The sequence below is a fragment of the Brevibacterium sp. CT2-23B genome, from assembly GCF_013168765.1.
GTDB lineage: Bacteria > Actinomycetota > Actinomycetes > Actinomycetales > Brevibacteriaceae > Brevibacterium > Brevibacterium sediminis.
In genome coordinates, this window is sequence record NZ_JABBYK010000001.1 from 578825 (window position 1) to 596763 (window position 17939).

Genomic DNA, 17939 nt, shown 5'->3' on the forward strand with positions numbered 1-17939 from the left:
TCCGCTTGTCAGCGACATACAAAGTGTCGAAAGAGGCGACAAATATGGCCGGAGTCTTGGAGACTCCGGCCATATTCGCTTTCAGCGTGCGGAAGAAGTCAAGCGCCTGCCCCTTCGGTGGAACCCGAGTTGCCGGCACGGACATCGTTGAGCTGGTACTTCTCAGCCGCCTCGGCGGCCTTGTCGATCGAGATCTTCCCGGTATCGGCCAGCGAGATGAGCGCCTGTGTGACCACGGACGGACCATCGACGAGGTAGTAGCGACGTGCCGCCGGGCGGGTGTCCGAGATTCCGTATCCGTCGGTTCCCAGCGAGGTGAAGTGGCTGGGCACGTACTGACGGATCTGATCCGGCACTGCGCGCATATAATCCGAGGTCGCAATGACCGGGCCCTCAGTCTCGGCCATCTTCTCGGTGACATACGGAGTCCGCGGTTCGGATTCGGGGTTCTTCAGACGCTCGTTCTCGGCGTCGAGTCCGTCACGGCGCAGCTCGGTCCACGACGTCACCGACCACACATCGGCCGAGACGCCCCAGTCCTGATCAAGCAGCTCCTGAGCCTCGAGCACCCAGGGCACACCGACACCTGAGGCCATCAGCTGAACCTTCGGCCCGCCGTTGTCTGGTCCCTTCTTCAGGAGGTAGAGACCCTTGAGCACGCCTTCGACGTCGAGATCCTCCGGTTCGGGCGGCTGGACCATGGGCTCGTTGTACATCGTGATGTAGTAGAGCACGTCAGGGTCTCGCTCATCGGCGGGATCGTACATCCGGTGGATGCCGTCCTTGACGATATGCGCGATCTCATAGCTGTAGGCCGGGTCATAGGAGACCACGGACGGGTAGGTCGACGCCAGCACGTGCGAATGTCCGTCGCCGTGCTGGAGGCCCTCGGCCACCAGAGTGGTGCGTCCCGCGGTGGCGCCGAGGACGAAGCCGCGAGCCATCTGGTCACCGGCGGCCCAGAAGAAGTCACCGGTGCGTTGGAAGCCGAACATCGAGTAGAAGATGTAGAACGGGATCATCGGCTCACCGTGGGTGGCATACGAGGTGCCGACCGCAGTCAGCGCCGCGGTCGCCCCGGCCTCGTTGATGCCGACGTGGAGCAGCTGACCGTCCGTGGCCTCCTTGTAGGCGAGGAACAGGTCGCGGTCGACGGAGATGTAGTTCTGCCCGTGCGGATTGTAGATCTTCGCTGTGGGGAAGAACGAGTCCATGCCGAAGGTGCGAGCCTCATCGGGGATGATCGGCACGATCCGGTGGCCGAACTCCTTCTCCCGCATGAGGTCCTTGAGCACGCGTACGAAGCCCATCGTGGTGGCGATCTCCTGTTTGCCTGATCCACGACGACCGGCCTGGTAGGCCTTGTCCGAGGGCAACTTGAGATCGATATGGGTCGAACGACGCTCGGGGGAGTAGCCGCCGAGCTCCGCGCGGCGCTCCTGCATGTACTTGATCTCGGGTGCGTCGACGCCCGGGTGGTAGTACGGAGGCAGCTTCGGGTTGTCTTCGAGTTCCTTGTCCGAGATCGGGATCTGGAAGTGGTCGCGGGCGAGCTTGAGATCGTCGACCGTGAGCTTCTTCATCTGGTGCGTGGCGTTGCGGGCCTCGAAGTGCGGTCCGAGCGAGTAGCCCTTGACCGTCTTGACGAGGATGACGGTGGGCTGTCCGGTGTGCTCCATCGCGGCCTTGTAGGCGGCGAAGACCTTTCGGTAGTCGTGGCCGCCGCGCTTGAGGTTCCAGATCTGCTCGTCGCTGTAGTCCTCGACCATCGCCTTCGTCCGCGGGTCGCGGCCGAAGAAGTTGTCGCGCACGAAGCCGCCGGACTCACCCTTGTAGGTCTGGTAATCGCCGTCGGGGGTGGCATTCATGAGGTTGACGAGCGCGCCGTCGCGGTCCTTGGCCAGCAGCGCGTCCCATTCGCGTCCCCAGACGACCTTGATGACGTTCCAGCCGGCACCGCGGAAGTACGACTCGAGCTCCTGCATGATCTTGCCGTTGCCGCGGACGGGCCCGTCGAGACGCTGCAGGTTGCAGTTGATGACGAAGTTGAGGTTGTCGAGCTCTTCGAAGGCAGCGACGTGGAGCATGCCGCGGCTCTCCGGCTCGTCGAGCTCGCCGTCACCGAGGAAGGCCCAGGTCTGCTGCTGGGAGGTGTCCTTGATCCCACGATTGTGCAGATACTTGTCGAACTGTGCCTGCGCGATCGCGTTCATCGGTCCCAGACCCATCGACACCGTAGGATGCTCCCAGAAGTCGGGCAGCTGGTGCGGGTGGGGGTAGGACGGCAGTCCCTGCGGCTTGCCGTCGATGAAGTGCGACTGCTGCTGACGGAAGCCGTCGAGCTGTTCTGCGCTCATCCGGCCCTCGAGGTAGGCGCGCGCATACATGCCGGGGGAGGCGTGGCCCTGATAGAAGATATGGTCGCCGCCGCCTGGATGGTCCTTGCCGCGGAAGAAGTGGTTGAGACCGACCTCGTAGAGGGTCGCCGAGGAGGCGTAGGTGGAGATGTGCCCGCCGACCTCGACGCCGGGACGCTGGGCCCGGTGGACCAGCATGGCGGCATTCCAGCGGTTCCAGCGACGGTAGCGGCGTTCGACCTCTTCATCGCCGGGGAACCAGGGTTCGTTCTCCGGACCGATGGTGTTGACGTAGTCGGTGGCAGTGAGGCTGGGTACGCCGATCTGCTTCTGGCGAGAGCGCTCGAGCATGCGCAGCATGACATAGCGTGCTCGAGTCCGACCGCCCTCGTCGATGAGGCCATCGAGGGAGGCCAGCCATTCAGCGGTCTCCTCCGGGTCGATGTCGGGCACCTGGCTGGGCAGCCCGTTGAGGATGGGCCCGCCCTGATTCCGATTGTCCACGATGTGGTCCTCTCTTCAGCTCCACGATCTTCTTTGGTGTAGAGATCATGACCATCGGATGGTGTGTGCTCCGCAGGTTGTCTGAGCCCAGAGGCCACCCGATCTACCTGTCAGCCTAGTACTCCCAGCCGAACTTCGCGCTCCCGCGAAGTTGTGATCTCTCTGACGCATCTGCGCACTGTGCTGACAGGCTCACAGTCCGGTGTGCTGATTGAGTGCCGTTTGAGTGCGCTTGCCGCGCGCGGGCGCGCCGATATTTGCACCTTGGCCACTGTTGGCGGAAGAATACAGGCATGAGCAACTCCGCTTCTGAAAGGACATCCTCCACTTCGACCCTCGCAAACGAGCTGGGACACAACCTCGGCTTGAAAAAGGGCGACTATGTGCAAGAGGTCGGCTATGACGACGACGTCGATCAGGCACTCTGCGAGGCGATCGAGAACATCATCGGAGACAAGATCGCCGATGGCGAAGAGGATGACGTCTACGACGTGATCCTCATGTGGTGGCGGTCGGACGACGACGACCTCGTCGACGGTCTCGTCGACGCCCAGACCACACTGAAGGAGGGCGGAGTCGTCTGGCTGCTCAGCCCGAAGGCGAACCGTCCGGGACACATCAGCCCCGCCGACATCTCCGAAGCGGCTCCCACCGCCGGAATGCACGTGACCTCCACGGTCAGCGCCGCCGACGATTGGGCCGGATTCCGGCTCGTGGGCAAGAAGAACTATTCATGATCCTGCGGCCCGGTGATCGGGCCCCGGATCTCACCCTTCCCGATCACCTCGGATCGGTCATCACCCTCACCGAGGCGGCCCCACTTACCGCTCGTGTGCTCGCATTCGTTCCGTTCGCCTTCTCTCCGATCTGCGGAGACGAACTCGCCGCTCTCGAACAGTGGCAGGAACGGATGCGAAAGGGCTCTCATGCCGTCGACGTCGTGGTCGTCTCAACCGACTCCAAGTACACCTTGGCGGCGTGGGCACAGCAGACGAGGGTCGACGTCACTCTCGCATCGGACTTCTGGCCCCACGGTGAGGCGGCTCGCGCGTTCGGCGTCTTCGACGAGGTCCACGGTGTCGCCGAACGAGGAGTCTTCGTCATCTCACCTGCGGGTACGATCGTGAGTGGCAGGCATGTCGCCCGCACCGAGACTCGGGACTTCTCCGAGGATTTCGCCGCGGCGCTTTCCAGCCTCTGAGAATCGAGCCTCGCCGAAGAACCGATCGACGGCACCTTCGGCGCCTATTGAGGAGGACCCATCATGGCCACGCTGTTCACGAAGATCATCAACGGAGAGATCCCCGGCACCTTCGTCCATCAGGATGACAAGTGCGTCGCATTCCTCGATGTCGCTCCGATGACCGAGGGCCATGTGATGGTCGTCCCGCGCGACGAGATCTCTCACTGGATCGACGCCGACGCAGAGCTTCTCGCCCACCTCACCGCAGTGGCGAAGAGGATCGGAGAAGCCCAGAAGGCGGCCTTCGACTGCGAGCGGATCGGCCTCCTCATCGTCGGCTACGAAGTGCCCCACCTGCACATCCACGTCCTGCCGACGAACTCCATGGATGACTTCGACATCTCCGACCGTGCTCCGATGCAGACACCGGAGCAGCTGGAGGCGCCCGCCGAGAAGATTCGGCAGGCGCTCTCCGCACTGTCCTGATCCGATGCTGCTCGGCTCAGATCGACTCAGAGGCCTTTGACCTCGAGGTAGTGGTCGAGTGAGTCTCTGACGAGCTCGGCTCCCGCGGTTCCGCCGTAGTTCGCGCCGAATCGCGGGTCGTCGACATACATCTGCCCGAGACCGCGCACGTATCCTCCGAGGTCTCCGTCGGGATCATCTGCGGGCGTGCCCGGAACTGCTCGCAGCCATTCAATATGACGTCGGGCGAGGTCCTGGCAGCGGTCCGATTCGGGACGCGCCCCCGCCTCGGCGGCGGCGATCCAGTCCGCGGAGAGAGCGGAAACGAGGGCTTTCCACTCCTTCTTCTCCTCAGGCGACTGGCTGGACCACCATTCGTCTCCTCGTCGGTAGGCGTCGGCTCCCCAGCGCCTGGTCACTTCCTCTTCGTATTCGCGATGGTCGAAACCATCGAACATCTCTTCAGCCATGAGCGGCTCACCTGCTTTCAGTCGTGTGATGGTGACGGTGACGGCGGTGAGCTGTCGGTCGAGCCGGTCTCTCTCGCGTCCGAGTGAGACCAGATGCTGCGACAGCGCCTCGACCGGATCGTCTCTCCGATCGAGTACCTCCGATATCGTCGTCAATGGCAGTCCCAGCTCCTTGAGCAGCAGGATGCGCTGGAGGCGCACCAGGGCTGCTTCGTCGTAGCAGCGATAGCCGTTGGCGGCGATGGAGGTCGGCGGCAGCAGACCGATGGCGTCATAATGACGCAGGGTTCGGCTCGTCGTTCCCGTCAGCCGTGCGATTTCCTGAATGGACCAGTCCATGCCTGACAGCTTAGAAGTTGACGCGGCGTCAAGGTCAAGAGCCGTTTGAGACCTTCGACGAGTGGACGGTGTCAGGCCGCTTCGCGAATCGCGTCCAGCGCCGTGAATAGGTCGCGTGCAAGGTCGTCGACATGTTCGAGCCCGACCGACAGGCGGACGAGGCCGTCGCCGGGCTTCGCCGTCGCGGCTACGGGCCGGTGTGTGAGTGAGGCCGGATGCTGGACGAGGGTATCGGCGCCGCCGAGCGAGACCGCGTGCACGATGAGGTCGCAGTGTTCGACGAAGGTGCGGGCCGCTTCGAATCCACCGGCGAGTTCGATGGCGATCATCGCCCCTCCGCCGCGCATCTGCGAACCGACCAAACCTCGCGGATCGGACCCGGCGAGACCGGGATAGTGGACCCGGGCGACCTCGGGGCGTGTCTGGAGACGACGAGCGAGCTCACCTGCGGTGTCCTGAGCTGCGCGCATCCGCACGGCCAGCGTCCGCAGCCCGCGATGGAGGAGATAGGCGCCCATCGGGTGCAGGAGGGCCCCTGTGATGGCGCGGACCCGGCGCAGGCGCATGGTCCATTCGGTGTTCGTCGCGATGATTCCGCCCATCGCGTCGCCGTGACCGCCGAGGTATTTCGTGGCGCTGTGGAGGACGAGGGCGGCCCCGTGATCGATCGGCCGTTGGAGCACGGGGGTGCAGAAGGTGTTGTCGACCAGCACCGGCACAACTCCCGCTGCGGCGACGACCGAGCCGATGTCGACGAGGTCGAGGCTGGGGTTCGCCGGTGTCTCGACGATGACGAGCCCGGTGTCCTCGCGAATCGCCTCGGCGATCTGGTCCTCCTCCGCCCAGGTGACCGACGTGCCGAGAAGGCCTGACTCGAGCAGGTGGTCACTGCCGCCGTAGAGGGGACGGACGGCGACGATATGGGGCGTCCCGGCCTCGACTGCGGCCAGCAGTGCGGCGGTCATGGCAGCCATTCCCGTGGCGAAGGCGACGGCAGATTCGGCGTTCTCCAATTCGGCGAGCGCGGATTCGAATCGCGCCACACCGGGCTGCCACAGACGTTGGTAGACGGGGGAGTCCCCTTCCTTCAGAGGATGTCCGCTGGCGAGGCTCTCATAGGAATCTCCTCCCGTACGGACGTCGTTGACCGGGTTGGTGGTGGAGAGGTCGATGGCGGGGACATGGACGCCTGCGGCCGCGAGACCGTCCATTCCGCCGTGAACCATACGGGTCTCAGGGTGCATAGAAGTCATAAGCGCATTCAATACACTTCTCCCAGTCTGTGCAATGAACGTGCAATCTCCTCCAAGTATTCGGCCGTTTCCGGGATAGTCTGCGATCAGATATGGGAGACTGTGACTCATGTCGCAGAACGTCTCACTCGATGACACCGATCTTCGCCTTCTGCAGGAGCTCAACGCCGATGCCCGGGCCTCGGGTGCGGTCTTGGCTGCGGCCGTCGGGATCTCCGAATCGACGGTCTCCCTGCGTCTCAAGAGACTGAAGTCGCTCGGCGTCATCCGCGGCTTCCATATCGACGTCGATCCGACTGCGCTCGGGGTCGGTCTGCAGGCTCTCGTATCGATTCGGCTGGCCAAACACGATCGGGCCGAGATCGACGCGTTCACGGCGGCTGCGCCGAAGTTCCCTGGGGTGGTGCGGATGTACCACATGGCCGGAGCCGATGACTACCTGCTGCATATCGTCGCCACTGACACCGCTGCGGTACAGTCCTTCGTCCTCGACTACCTCACCCGATATCCCGCTGTCGCACATACGCGCACGAACCTCATCTATCGGGTCGAAGACGGTTCTGCCTGGATCCCTTCGGAGGCCTGAACTGCCATACTGGCTTCATGGCAGAGAACAAGACCCAGCCGACCGATGCCGATGTCGCCGCTTACCTCGATTCGGTGACTCCCGAGAAGCGTCGCGAGGATGGAATCGCTCTTGACGCGATCTTCCGAGACGTCACCGGTGAGGAACCCGTGATGTGGGGACCCTCGATCGTCGGCTACGGCCGGTACCACTATCGGTCGCCCGTGAACCCGCGCAACCACGGTGAGTGGCCGGCCACGGGATTCTCCCCGCGCAGGAGCCAGCTCTCTCTGTACGGACTCAAGGACCTTCCCGAAGGAGCGAGGCTGCTCCCGCAGCTCGGAAAGTACACCGAGGGGGCCGGGTGCGTCTATGTGCGCCGTCTGGAGAACATCGACGAGGCGGTGCTGCGCCGACTCATCGCGATCGCCGCTGCCCGTCCCGACGATCCCGAGCCGGGCAGCTGATTGCACACGCTGACGGTCGATGACAGGTCCTGTCCGAGAGATCGCAGAATGACCTCGGTGGCCGAGAACGTCGCGGTGTTCATCTGCGAGCCGTGATGCTCAGCCCCGATTTGCGCTGATGGACTGAGAAGTACTGCAGTCCCGCCTCGGCGTCGGCTAGGAATCGCCGGCGGGAGCGGCGGGGCAGCCACACGATCTGACCGGGGGACAGTTCGATCGTTCCGGTTGCGGTCTCAAGGGTGCCGGCACCGGCGAGGACGTGGATGAGCACGTCGAGAGATGGGCCGGTGTGTTCGCGGATCTCGCCGCCGGGGGCGAGCGCGATGACATTCGCATCGAGGTCACGGTGGTGCGTCGGCAGCTGCCAGACGGACCCGGAATCCTCGACGGTCGCGGTCAGCTCGGCAACATCGAGAACGACGCAGGGTACAGGGGTGGCGGCACGACGGATGATGCGCACCCGAACCCCGTCCTGCGTGCTCTCCAGCGGCTCCCACCCGACCGCCTCGGCGAACTCGCGGTCCATTTCGACGCGCAGCCCTTCAGGCGAGTGGTCATTGATGAGGATCAGGCTGGAGCCGACGTCAAGATCTTCATACGCTCTGATGACGAGCGGATGCCGTTCCGACTTCGGTAAGGTCCGGACGTCGATGACGGGTTCGTCTGCCACGGCTGCCCCTCTCAATCGCTTCGATAGTTCCTCCTCGAAACTATCACCGGAGTGATGACTGCCGGCCTGGGCCGGCCAGCGGCGCCGGGCAAAGACCGCTCGGGTCGGTCCTACAGGAGAACGGAAAAGGCACCCCGTGATACGGGATGCCTTGACGGTGGGCCCAGAGGGACTCGAACCCCCGACCCTCTCGGTGTAAACGAGATGCTCTAGCCAACTGAGCTATAGGCCCCACCTGCGTCGTCGATGTCTCCGACAGCGCTTGATCAGTATGCCACATCCGAGGGTGACCGGCGAAACGGGAACGCAGGCGGTCGCGGGACCGCTCAGTGCGTCGGTCCGGACTGCCATCAGGAGGATCGGAGCAGGCGTGCCGCATTGGCGGCGAAATTCTCAGCTGCCTCTGCGGTGTCGACGTCGAAGATCCTGCGATTCTGCTCAACGGCCACGGCACCGAGTGTGAGGGTGAGGATTCCGTGCGAGAGTTCGGCGCCCAGGCGATCAGCACTCAGGGCCCGAGGCGCAACGTCTGTCGGAGCGATCGAATACCCCAGCAGCACGATCTCTGCTCCATCACGGTATTTCAGCAGCACCTCGCGCAGAGACATCGCCGCGGCGAGCGGGTCGGCAGTGGCGGGACAGAGGGCATCGACTTCGGCTTTGAGCGAACGTGAGATGAGGATGAGCAGTGACTGCTTGTCCTTGACGTGCCAGTACAGTGCAGACGGCTGAACGTCGAGTTCGCGGGCGAGCCGGCGCATGGACAGATCGCCCAGACCGTACTGCGAAAGAATGCTCAATGCAGTGGTGGTGATGCTTTCGGCTGTCAGTGCCAATGAGACATACCTTTCATTCTCGAGCAGAGGTCCTTCCCGATTTTTCAGATCGCGTTCCCCTCGCTATAGTAGTTCCTGGTCACGGGATATAGCGCAGCTTGGTAGCGCGCCTCGTTCGGGACGAGGAGGTCGTGGGTTCGAATCCCGCTATCCCGACCAAGGGAAAGTGCCGCAGCATCGCTCAGGCGAGACTGCGGCACTTCTGCATTCCCGGACCGTTGTGAGACCACTCTGCGTCCAAACCATCAAGACGCGAGCAGACGCCTAGAACGAGAAGCAGCGCACGGCCGCACCGAAAGTGGTGCGGTGCGTTCTCGCCGTGGCGCAGGACCAATCGAGTTCTGACCAGATGATCGAGTTTGACCCCGATGACTGGTCCAGAACTCGATGCTAAATGCACAAAGGCGATGGGGCGCACTGCTCGAAACAGCAGTGCGCCCCATCGCCTCAACTCGTGCTCAGGCGGGTGAGCCCGGCTCTTGGGAGGAGCCGTCCGTCGCGTCGGAAGCGAACGGGTGGGTCGCCCGGCCCCGTCGTGGAGCCTGCGGCGCATCGGTTCGGTGGGCCGCCTCGGCGAAGTTCTCTGTCACGAGGTCAGAGTCGGTGCCCCGCCACCGGGCGATGGCCTTCATCACCTGATAGATGATGATCGCCGAGGCGGTGCCCAGGGCGATGCCTTCGAACTGCAGTCCGCCCGGGGTCCAGGTGAAGTTCGCGATGGCGACGATGAGCGCGACCGCGGCAGTGTTGAGATTGATCGGGTTGGAGAAGTCGACCTTGTTCTCCACCCAGATGCGCACGCCGAGCATGCCGATCATTCCGTAGAGCACGGTCGCCGCTCCGCCGAGGACTCCGGGAGGGATCGTCGCGATGATCTCGCCGAACTTCGGCAGCATGCTGAGGACGAGGGCGATGAACGCCGCGCACAGGTAGGCGGCAGTGGAGAAGATGCGCGTGGCTGCCATGACGCCGATGTTCTCGGCATAGGTCGTCGTTCCGGAACCGCCGCCGGATCCGGCGAGGATGGTGGAGAACCCGTCGGCGAAGAGCGTCCGGCCCGTCAGGTGATCGAGGTCGCGGCCGGTCATTGCGGCGACCGATTTCACATGGCCGATGTTCTCGGCGATGAGGACGAGGACGACGGGTAGGAACAGGCCGAGGTAGCCGAGATCGAACGCCGGTGCATGGAACGCGGGCAATCCCACCCAGTCGGCTTTCGAGACGGTGGAGAAGTCGAGCTCACCCTGCAGCCATGCCGCACCATAGCCGACCAGGACGCCGATGAGGATCGAGAGTCGGCCGAGCATCCCGCGGAAGAGCACCGTGGTCAGCAGGATCGCGACGATCGTGATCACGGCGGTCAGGGGAGCGGCCTTGACCCAATCCCAGGCGGCCGGGGCCAGGTTGAGGCCGATGAGGGCCACAATGGCCCCGGTCACCACTGGGGGCATTGTCACCTCGATCCATCGGACGCCGACGAAATGGACCACGAGCCCGACGAGCGCCAAGGTGACTCCCACCGAGATGATTCCACCTTGAGCCAAAGCCATGGCATGAGGTTCGAGGTCCTCTCCGGCCGTGGCCGAGAACCCCGTGACCGCTCCGATCGGGGCGAGCAGTCCGAACGACGAACCGAGGTAGGAGGGCATCATCCCCTTCGTGATGAGCAGGAACAGCAACGTGCCGATGGCGGTGAAGAACAGCGTCGTCGACGGTGGGAACCCGGTGAGAAGGGGCACGAGGAACGTCGCGCCGAACATCGCCACGACGTGCTGTGCGCCGATGCTGATGGTCCGCGGCCAGCTCAGACGCTCTTCCGGCAGAACCCTCTCACCGGGAGCGATCGTCCGCCCGTTTCCGTGCAGACGCCAGCCGCGGCGATTGCCTGTTCCTTTGTGGGTGTCCGTGGGTGCCGACTCCGCCATTGTGTTCCTCGTTCCGTTCTTCCCTGTACTGGGTCGTTGGCCGGCGGTCGGGCAGTGCTCCGGGCCGGCGAAAGAATTCTATGCTCCAGCTCACCGGCACGCCGACTCGACGGCTGACGAAGCGGTATGGCCGGTGTGTCTGAGGACCCTGCTCCGGAAGGCGGGATCAGCATTCTGATAGCCTATTGAACAGTGTTCAGGAGATCTGAACTCGACCGATTCTGACCTTGTTCAATCGCACGGAGACAAAGGACCAATCGATGACGACTGTGAACCCTGACCAGAACGTGAACCCCGGCCAACTCGCCGAGTCCATCCTCAACGGGGGAGCGGCCACCGAAGCCGACGCGCTCACGCTCCTGGCTACGCCGGATGAGGAGCTGTTCGGTCTCGTCCATGCCGGATCGCGACTCCGCCGAGAGCACTTCGGCATGACGATCAAGTTGAACTATCTCGTCAACCTCAAATCGGGAATGTGCCCGGAAAGCTGCACCTACTGCTCACAGTCACTGGGGTCGAAGGCCGAGATCCTCAAATACTCGTGGCTGAGCACCGACGAGGCCATGGAACAGGCGAGCATGGGCATCGGCGGAGGGGCATCCCGCGTCTGCCTCGTCGCCAGCGGTCGTGGGCCGAGCCGTCGCGACGTGGGCCGCGTCGGTGAGATCGTCGAACGCCTCAAAGACGAGAATCCCGAAGTCGAGGTGTGTGCGTGTCTGGGCCTCCTCAACGAAGGTCAGGCTGAGGCGCTCAAGGAAGCCGGCGCCGATGCCTACAACCACAACATCAACACCGCGGAATCCTTCCACGACAATATCGTCAAGACCCACACCTACGAGGACCGGACGAATACCGTCGAACACGCCAAAGCGGCGGGACTCTCACCCTGCAGCGGCCTCATCGTCGGGCTCGGCGAAAGCGACGAACAGATCGTCGAAGCGCTGTTCGCGCTCAAGGCCCTCGGCTCCGAGTCGATCCCGATCAACTTCCTCGTCCCGTTCGACGGAACACCGCTCGAAGGACAGTGGAACCTCACACCCATGCAGTGCATGAAGATCGTCGCGACAGCCCGCTTCGTCTGCCCCGACCGGGAGATCCGGCTGGCCGGCGGTCGCGAGATCCACCTCAAATCCCTCCAGCCGATGGCGCTGCAGCTGGCCAACTCGATCTTCCTCGGCGACTACCTCACCGCCGAGGGCCAAGCCGCAGCCGACGACCTCGCCATGATCCGAGACAACGGATTCACTATCCTCGGCCAGGAGGACGAGGAGGCCCGGACGGAAGAATCCGTTGGGTGCTGCGGTGCGGAAGCCGGCTGCTGTTCCGACCGGCAGACCCCCGCCGAGGCGGTCGCCCACACCGATCCCGTCATCCGCAGGCGCGGTGCAGGCACCGCTGAAGTCGCCAACGCCTGAGCGGCCGCATGCCGTCAGGCTTGGCGCAGGCTGCGCTTGAGGATCTTCCCGGCCGAGTTCTTCGGCAGTTCGGCAACGAACTCCACCCGCTTCGGCACCTTGAACCCGGCCAAGCGGGACTTGACGTGACCGATGACTTCTTCGGCCGACAACGGCGGCTGGCCGTCCTTGAGGACGACGAAGGCGGCCACCGCCTCGATCCACTTCTCATCGGCGATCCCGACCACAGCCACCTCGGCGACCTGGGGCAGTTCGAAGACGGCGTCCTCGACCTGGCGGCTGGCGACCAGCACGCCACCCGTGTTGATGACGTCCTTGACCCGGTCGACGACCTCGACGAAACCGTCCTCGTCGACCTTGACGAGGTCCCCGGAATGGAACCAGCCGTTGTCGAACGCCTCGGCGGTGGCTTCCGGCCGGTTCCAATAGCCTTCGCACAGGTGCGGCGACCGGTAGAGGATCTCGCCCTCCTCGCCGGGGCCGACGTCGTCACCGTCGGCGTCGACGACGCGGGTCTCGACGAACATGACCGGGCGTCCGGCCGAACCCGGATGAGCGTCATGCTCTTCGGGGCGCAGCACAGTGCACAACGGGCCGAGCTCCGACTGGCCGAAGCAGTTGTAGAAGCCCAGCTGCGGAAGCCGCTGGCGCAGGCGCTCGAGGATCGGTCCGGGCATGATCGAAGCACCGTAGTAGGCCTTGTGGAGGCTGTCGAGGTTGCGGGTTTCCAGGTCCGGGCTGTTGGCCAGCGCCACCCAGACGGTGGGGGCGGCGAAGAACGAATTGATCTCCCGTTCCTCGAAGACGGCGAGCAGCTGCTCGGGCACAGGTGCTGGGACGATGATGTTGTGCGCGCCGATCGACAGAAGCGGCAGCAGGAAGACGTGCATCTGCGCAGAGTGATAGAGGGGCAGGGCGTGGACGGCGCGATCTGTCGCAGCGAAGTCGAGGGACATGAGGGACGACAGGTACTCGTGCAGAAGGGCGCGATGGGTCATCACCGCACCTTTCGGCGCCGAGGTGGTGCCGGAGGTGTAGAGCAGCTGTGCCACGTCCGTGTCGTCGACGGAGAACTCTGTGCTGTCGGCTGGGGCGATCTCCTCCGCGGTGGCGACCGGAACGAGATCGGCGAAGTCGATCACCTGCGCCTCGCCTCCGGTCGGGGTTGAGGTGACTGCGGACATGAGGTCGGAGTCGGAGAAGACGATCTCGGCGCCGGAATTGCTGAGGATGTAGTCGAGTTCGTCGTTCTTCAGCTGATAGTTGACAGGCACGTGGATGAACCCGGCACGGGCGCAGCCGAGATAGAGGAGGACGAAGAGGTCGGAGTTCTTCCCATAGGCGGCGACACGGTCGCCCTTCGTCACACCGAGGCGGACGAGTTCGCGGGCCACAGCGGTCACGGCAGAGTCAAGTTCTGCATAGGTCCAGGTTCGGTCGCCGAATTCGAGGGCCGTGTCGGTGGGGAAGCGGCCGGCGCTGCGTCGGATGAGGTCCGAGACCGTGGACGAGTTTCTGATGACGGGTGATTCGGGGGAGATGTGTGTAGATGTCATGATCCAAATATATGAGCGAAATCACTTTCGCCGAAAATCGTCCGTCGATCTCTACTTCGTCTGCTGCATGGTCCTCGATCCCACGGCGCCGACGATGTGCCCCGGTCCCGATGTAATAGTGTGGGGGACATGAGACATCCGAAGGTGAGTGACTGCGTAGAGGTGTTCGACTCACTGTGGCCACCGGCCTTGGCCGAGCCCTGGGATTCCGTGGGCCTGGCCGTCGGCGACCCCGACGCCGAGGTCCAGTCGATCCTCTTGGCTCTCGATCCGATGGACGCCGTGATCGCCGAGGCCGTCGTTCTCGGCGCAGACCTGGTGTTCAACCATCATCCGCTCATGCTCAAACCCGTGAAGTCGGTGAACGCCGCAACTTTGAAGGGCGGAGCCGTCCACACTCTCATCAGCAGCGATATTGCGCTGTTCAATGCGCACACGAACGCTGATTCGGCCCGCGGCGGAGTCTCCGATGTGCTCATCTCACTCCTGGGCATCGAGGGCGCGCAGCCACTGTCCCCGCATGCCGAGGCTGATGATTCGGGACGCGGCTCGCTGCCGACCGGAATCGGCCGCGTCGGCGACCTCGACCGGCCCACACCGGTCCGGGACCTTGCCAGGCTACTGGCTGCGCAGCTGCCGCGCACCACGACCGGTGTGCGCATCGCCGGCGACCCCGCTGCGACAGCGACCCGTGTCGCGGTCTGCGGCGGCGCCGGCGACTCGCTGTTCGACGAGGTCAGGGCCAGCGGCGCCGACGTCTACGTGACGGCTGACCTCCGCCATCACCCGGCCACCGAGGCGCTTGATGCGGCGAATCGTCGAGAGAGCGGACTCTCGCTCATCGACGTCTCCCACTGGGCGTCCGAGACAGTCTGGCTGAGTGCGGCGGCCGAGGCTCTCGAGACCGAATTCGCGCGGCGCGGGTTCACTGTCTCGCTGCAGCATTCGGCAGTCAACACCGACCCCTGGGTCGAACGGTACTGACAAGGAGACCGACGATGCTCATCACCGACAGCCAGAGAACCGCGCTGCAGACCCTCATCGAACTCACTGCCCACGGGCGCGCCCTGCAGTTCGAGCATGACAACCCGAAACGGGCGGAGGAGCTGCAGGAGCTCATCTCCCGCCACAAGGAGCTCGGAGAGAAGCGGACCGAAGCCGCCGCTGTCGTCGACGGCCATCAGGACGCCATCGCCGAAGCCACCGGACTCATCGAAGCACAGCGATCGAAGATCGAGAAGAAGACCGCCGAGCTCAACGACGGCACCGGTCTGACCAGCAGAGACATGGTGAATCTGCAAGAGGAGATCGCCGGTCACGAAGCTCGGGTCGCCGAACTCGAAGAATCGCAGCTGGAGGAGATGGAGAAGCTCGAAGCCGCTGAAGACGAACTCGCGGCAGTCGATGACCGAATCGCCGAGGTCACGGCCTCCGGTAAAGAGGTGCAGACCGCGGTGAAGGACAGGAAGGCCGAACTGCGGGAGCTCATCGCCGAGAACGAGTCCGCGGCGTTGGGCGCGAGGAGCGAGCTGCCGGAGCAGCTGCTCACGACGTTCGATGCCAATGTCCGCCAGGGCGGTCCCGGGGCCGCCCTGCTCAACGGACCGAACTGTCAGGCGTGCGGACAGGAGATCGGCGGAGCAGTCTGGCACGGAATGCTCGGCGCCGATGTCAACGAAACCTATGAATGCGAAGAATGCGAGGCGGTGCTGCTGCGTCGCAGTTGATTCCGTCTCGACTGACCTCGTCGAATCTGCAGGACTGGGTCGTTGTCGACGCGCGTCTCAGTCGCGGAGGACGATCATGAGGTTGGCCGGCTTCGAGTTCGTCGAGCCTGTGAACTCGACCTCATAGAACTCCTCGGCCCGGGACACAAGGTCTTCAGCGGTCTCCGGCAGGGCCCGATCATCGGACAGCAGCCGACCGGCGAACTCACCTCGGTAGAATTTCGCCCAGTGGGAGACGACGCGACGTTTCCCGCCGCTCACGGACACGGCACCCATGGTGACGACCTGATCGGTGGGACCCGGCCACACGGACCGGTAATCGCTCGAGCGGCAGTCGAGGGCCACCTCGGCGGGGTCGAGGGAGCAGGACTTCGCCAGAACCGGCTTCCAATAGGATGTCAGCTTTCCCAGGGTCCCCAGATCGGTCTTCATCGCCAGTCGGTAAGCGGGGATCTCGTCGAGTCCGTGCACCCGGCCGAACAGGGCGGAGAATACGTGGACGTCGTGGAGGCGGTCCCGCAGCTTCTCGTTATCGGTCGACTGCGCCACCAGCTCACTGGCGCCCATCGCCTCATAGAGCACACCGGAATAGGTGAGCAGCGCGGGGGCGCAGGGGATCTCATCGAGGACGGTGTTCCGTTCGACGTCCGCGGCGAGTGACGCGCCGACGCCGAGCTTCTCGAGGGCATCTCGACGCTTCGAGACCTTCTTCAGCGCAGCGAGCACACGCTTGCGCTTGGTGGTGAGTTCCGGAGCCGAGAGACCGTCGAGATCGAGCGTGGGACCGGTCGGCGACGGAGTCTTGCCCTCGGAGGGCGGCAGCAGGATCTTCACCACCCCATCGTATGATCACGCAGTGACGCGGCTGGGACCGGGTGCGGATGAGGTTGATCACGTTCGATGTCCGGTCTCCGCCGCGTGCGGGTGCTGTGTGCGTGGGGGCATTGCTGAGCGACTACACTGGGTTGCTTGAGGACAGGTCACCAGACGGTCGCGGCTCTCTTCACGAGGGCTGAGGAACGTCCGGGCTCCACAGAGCAGGGATGGTGGGTAACACCCACCCGGGGCGACCCGCGGGCCAGTGCAACAGAAAGCAGACCGCCCAGTTCCGACTGGGTAAGGGTGAAACGGTGGTGTAAGAGACCACCAGGGCGGCGGGTGACCGTCGCTGCTGGGTAAACCCCATCCGGAGCAAGATCAGACAGACGACGTTCGAGGCTGCTCGCCGAGTCGTCGGGTGGATTGCTTGAGGCCGGTGGCAACATCGGTCCCAGATAGATGACCGTCAGGCGAGAAGGGCAACCGACTCGTCGACAGAACCCGGCTTATCGGTGGCCTGTCCTCTCCCACATCCTCAGCTGCGGCGCGTCTTTCAGGACGGACTGCGACGCACCTTCGCCTTACCGCCGTTGACTGCGATCATCGCTGCTCCCACGATTCCGGCGTTGTTGTACAGCTTCGCCGGCTTGAGTTTCGCCCGCGTCTCGATGAGCGGCAGGAACTGGTCATGGGACTTCGAGACTCCGCCGCCGACGATGATGACATCCGGAGCGACCAGCAGTTCGATCTGCGAATAGTACTGTTGCAGCCGAGCCGCCCACTCCGGATAGGTCAGTCCCAGCCGGGTCCTGACCGATTCCGCGGCCTGCGTCTCGGCATCGGCGCCGTTCATCTCGATATGGCCGAGTTCTGTGTAGGGAACCATCCGGCCGTGAGTGAACAGGGCGGTTCCGATTCCCGTGCCCAGCGTCGTCAGCAGCACCGTCTTCTTCCGGTGTTTGCGCCCGGCACCGAAGGTCATCTCGGCCAGTCCGGCGGCATCGGCATCGTTGAGGAAGTACACGGTGCGGCCCGTGCTCTCGCCGATGATGTCGGAGATGGGCGAACCGATCCAACTCTGGTCGAGGTTCGCCGTGTACTCGACGAGTCCTTCGCGGATCACTCCGGGGAAGCCGCAGCCGACAGGCAGGGAGTCGATCGCGGCACGGTCGGCGACGAGTTCGAGTTCGACGGCATGTTCGCTCAGTGCATCCAACAGCGTGGCGATCGTCGCAGCCACGGCAACCGGGGTGCTCGGCTTCGGTGTGAGCTCGCGCAGCCGCTTGAACGGCAGCTTGCCCGTCACCGTGTCGACGAGTGCCGCTTTGATCCCGGTGCCGCCGATGTCGATGCCGATCGCAAAGCGTGGGGAGGTCTCCGCGCTCATA

The 17939-nt window shown here is 64.1% G+C and carries 17 protein-coding genes, 2 tRNA genes and 1 other RNA gene; 10 read left to right on the forward strand and 10 right to left on the reverse strand.

What is annotated here, in order from left to right; genetic code table 11:
- Window positions 1–98 precede the first annotated feature (98 nt).
- On the reverse strand, window positions 99–2861 hold the full coding sequence (aceE, locus tag HIM68_RS02715) for a pyruvate dehydrogenase (acetyl-transferring), homodimeric type (protein ID WP_172169387.1): 2763 nt from the start codon (window positions 2859–2861) through the stop codon (window positions 99–101).
- A 293-nt stretch (window positions 2862–3154) separates the two neighbouring features.
- Here aceE and HIM68_RS02720 point away from each other — a divergent pair, with 293 nt between their 5' ends.
- From HIM68_RS02720 to HIM68_RS02730, 3 genes are all read left to right on the forward strand, one after another.
- Complete coding sequence (locus tag HIM68_RS02720; protein WP_139467151.1) at window positions 3155–3598, forward strand: DUF3052 domain-containing protein; 444 nt, start codon at window positions 3155–3157, stop codon at window positions 3596–3598.
- Entirely contained in the window at window positions 3595–4062 is a 468-nt protein-coding gene (locus tag HIM68_RS02725) for a redoxin domain-containing protein (protein WP_172169391.1), read from the forward strand. Before HIM68_RS02720 ends, HIM68_RS02725 begins: the two co-directional genes overlap by 4 nt.
- Before the next feature lie 63 nt (window positions 4063–4125).
- Window positions 4126–4530 (forward strand): HIT family protein, encoded by a 405-nt coding sequence (locus tag HIM68_RS02730; protein WP_139467155.1) that lies wholly within the window; start codon window positions 4126–4128, stop codon window positions 4528–4530.
- A 26-nt stretch (window positions 4531–4556) separates the two neighbouring features.
- Here HIM68_RS02730 and HIM68_RS02735 read toward each other — a convergent pair whose 3' ends face one another.
- Both HIM68_RS02735 and HIM68_RS02740 read right to left on the reverse strand, forming a co-directional pair.
- A complete protein-coding gene (locus HIM68_RS02735) occupies window positions 4557–5318 on the reverse strand; it encodes a MerR family transcriptional regulator (RefSeq protein ID WP_139467157.1) in 762 nt (253 codons plus the stop codon).
- Window positions 5319–5389: 71 nt separating this feature from the next.
- Window positions 5390–6571, reverse strand: coding sequence for a PLP-dependent aspartate aminotransferase family protein (locus HIM68_RS02740; RefSeq protein WP_139907999.1), 1182 nt, complete (start codon window positions 6569–6571; stop codon window positions 5390–5392).
- Window positions 6572–6680: 109 nt separating this feature from the next.
- Here HIM68_RS02740 and HIM68_RS02745 point away from each other — a divergent pair, with 109 nt between their 5' ends.
- Window positions 6681–7157: an Lrp/AsnC family transcriptional regulator gene (locus tag HIM68_RS02745; RefSeq protein WP_101546684.1), complete on the forward strand. Its 477-nt coding sequence runs from the start codon at window positions 6681–6683 to the stop codon at window positions 7155–7157.
- A gap of 17 nt (window positions 7158–7174) precedes the next feature.
- The gene (locus HIM68_RS02750) at window positions 7175–7603 is read left to right on the forward strand and encodes a DUF1801 domain-containing protein (protein WP_139467160.1); all 429 of its coding nucleotides are present in this window, start codon (window positions 7175–7177) and stop codon (window positions 7601–7603) included.
- 79 nt (window positions 7604–7682) lie between these two features.
- Here the strand turns inward: HIM68_RS02750 and HIM68_RS02755 are convergent, their stop codons facing one another.
- The 3 genes from HIM68_RS02755 to HIM68_RS02765 form a co-directional block, all read right to left on the reverse strand.
- Window positions 7683–8273 (reverse strand): DUF2249 domain-containing protein, encoded by a 591-nt coding sequence (locus HIM68_RS02755; RefSeq protein ID WP_172169394.1) that lies wholly within the window; start codon window positions 8271–8273, stop codon window positions 7683–7685.
- 158 nt (window positions 8274–8431) lie between these two features.
- Window positions 8432–8505 (reverse strand) — tRNA-Val (locus tag HIM68_RS02760).
- Between the two features lie 118 nt (window positions 8506–8623).
- Window positions 8624–9109: a TetR family transcriptional regulator gene (locus tag HIM68_RS02765; RefSeq protein WP_139467163.1), complete on the reverse strand. Its 486-nt coding sequence runs from the start codon at window positions 9107–9109 to the stop codon at window positions 8624–8626.
- Between the two features lie 82 nt (window positions 9110–9191).
- Here HIM68_RS02765 and HIM68_RS02770 point away from each other — a divergent pair.
- Window positions 9192–9268, forward strand: a tRNA-Pro gene (locus HIM68_RS02770).
- A 299-nt stretch (window positions 9269–9567) separates the two neighbouring features.
- Here the strand turns inward: HIM68_RS02770 and HIM68_RS02775 are convergent.
- Window positions 9568–11034, reverse strand: a complete 1467-nt coding sequence (locus tag HIM68_RS02775; protein WP_253903695.1) for a uracil-xanthine permease family protein — start codon at window positions 11032–11034, stop codon at window positions 9568–9570.
- Window positions 11035–11294: 260 nt separating this feature from the next.
- On the opposite strand from HIM68_RS02775, the gene bioB reads away from it, so the two are divergent.
- Window positions 11295–12449 (forward strand): biotin synthase BioB, encoded by a 1155-nt coding sequence (gene bioB, locus HIM68_RS02780; RefSeq protein WP_172169397.1) that lies wholly within the window; start codon window positions 11295–11297, stop codon window positions 12447–12449.
- A gap of 14 nt (window positions 12450–12463) precedes the next feature.
- Here bioB and HIM68_RS02785 read toward each other — a convergent pair whose 3' ends face one another.
- Window positions 12464–14005 (reverse strand): fatty acyl-CoA synthetase, encoded by a 1542-nt coding sequence (locus tag HIM68_RS02785; protein ID WP_172169400.1) that lies wholly within the window; start codon window positions 14003–14005, stop codon window positions 12464–12466.
- 129 nt (window positions 14006–14134) lie between these two features.
- Here HIM68_RS02785 and HIM68_RS02790 point away from each other — a divergent pair, with 129 nt between their 5' ends.
- Both HIM68_RS02790 and HIM68_RS02795 read left to right on the forward strand, forming a co-directional pair.
- Window positions 14135–14989, forward strand: coding sequence for a Nif3-like dinuclear metal center hexameric protein (locus HIM68_RS02790; protein ID WP_172169403.1), 855 nt, complete (start codon window positions 14135–14137; stop codon window positions 14987–14989).
- Between the two features lie 14 nt (window positions 14990–15003).
- A complete protein-coding gene (locus tag HIM68_RS02795; protein ID WP_172169406.1) occupies window positions 15004–15732 on the forward strand; it encodes a zinc ribbon domain-containing protein in 729 nt (242 codons plus the stop codon).
- A gap of 57 nt (window positions 15733–15789) precedes the next feature.
- Here HIM68_RS02795 and HIM68_RS02800 read toward each other — a convergent pair whose 3' ends face one another.
- Window positions 15790–16566: a YaaA family protein gene (locus HIM68_RS02800; protein WP_172169409.1), complete on the reverse strand. Its 777-nt coding sequence runs from the start codon at window positions 16564–16566 to the stop codon at window positions 15790–15792.
- 141 nt (window positions 16567–16707) lie between these two features.
- On the opposite strand from HIM68_RS02800, the gene rnpB reads away from it, so the two are divergent.
- Window positions 16708–17076, forward strand: an RNA gene (gene rnpB, locus HIM68_RS02805) — RNase P RNA component class A.
- A 28-nt stretch (window positions 17077–17104) separates the two neighbouring features.
- Here rnpB and ppgK read toward each other — a convergent pair.
- Window positions 17105–17938, reverse strand: coding sequence for a polyphosphate--glucose phosphotransferase (gene ppgK, locus HIM68_RS02810; protein ID WP_139467169.1), 834 nt, complete (start codon window positions 17936–17938; stop codon window positions 17105–17107).
- Window position 17939: the final 1 nt, after the last annotated feature.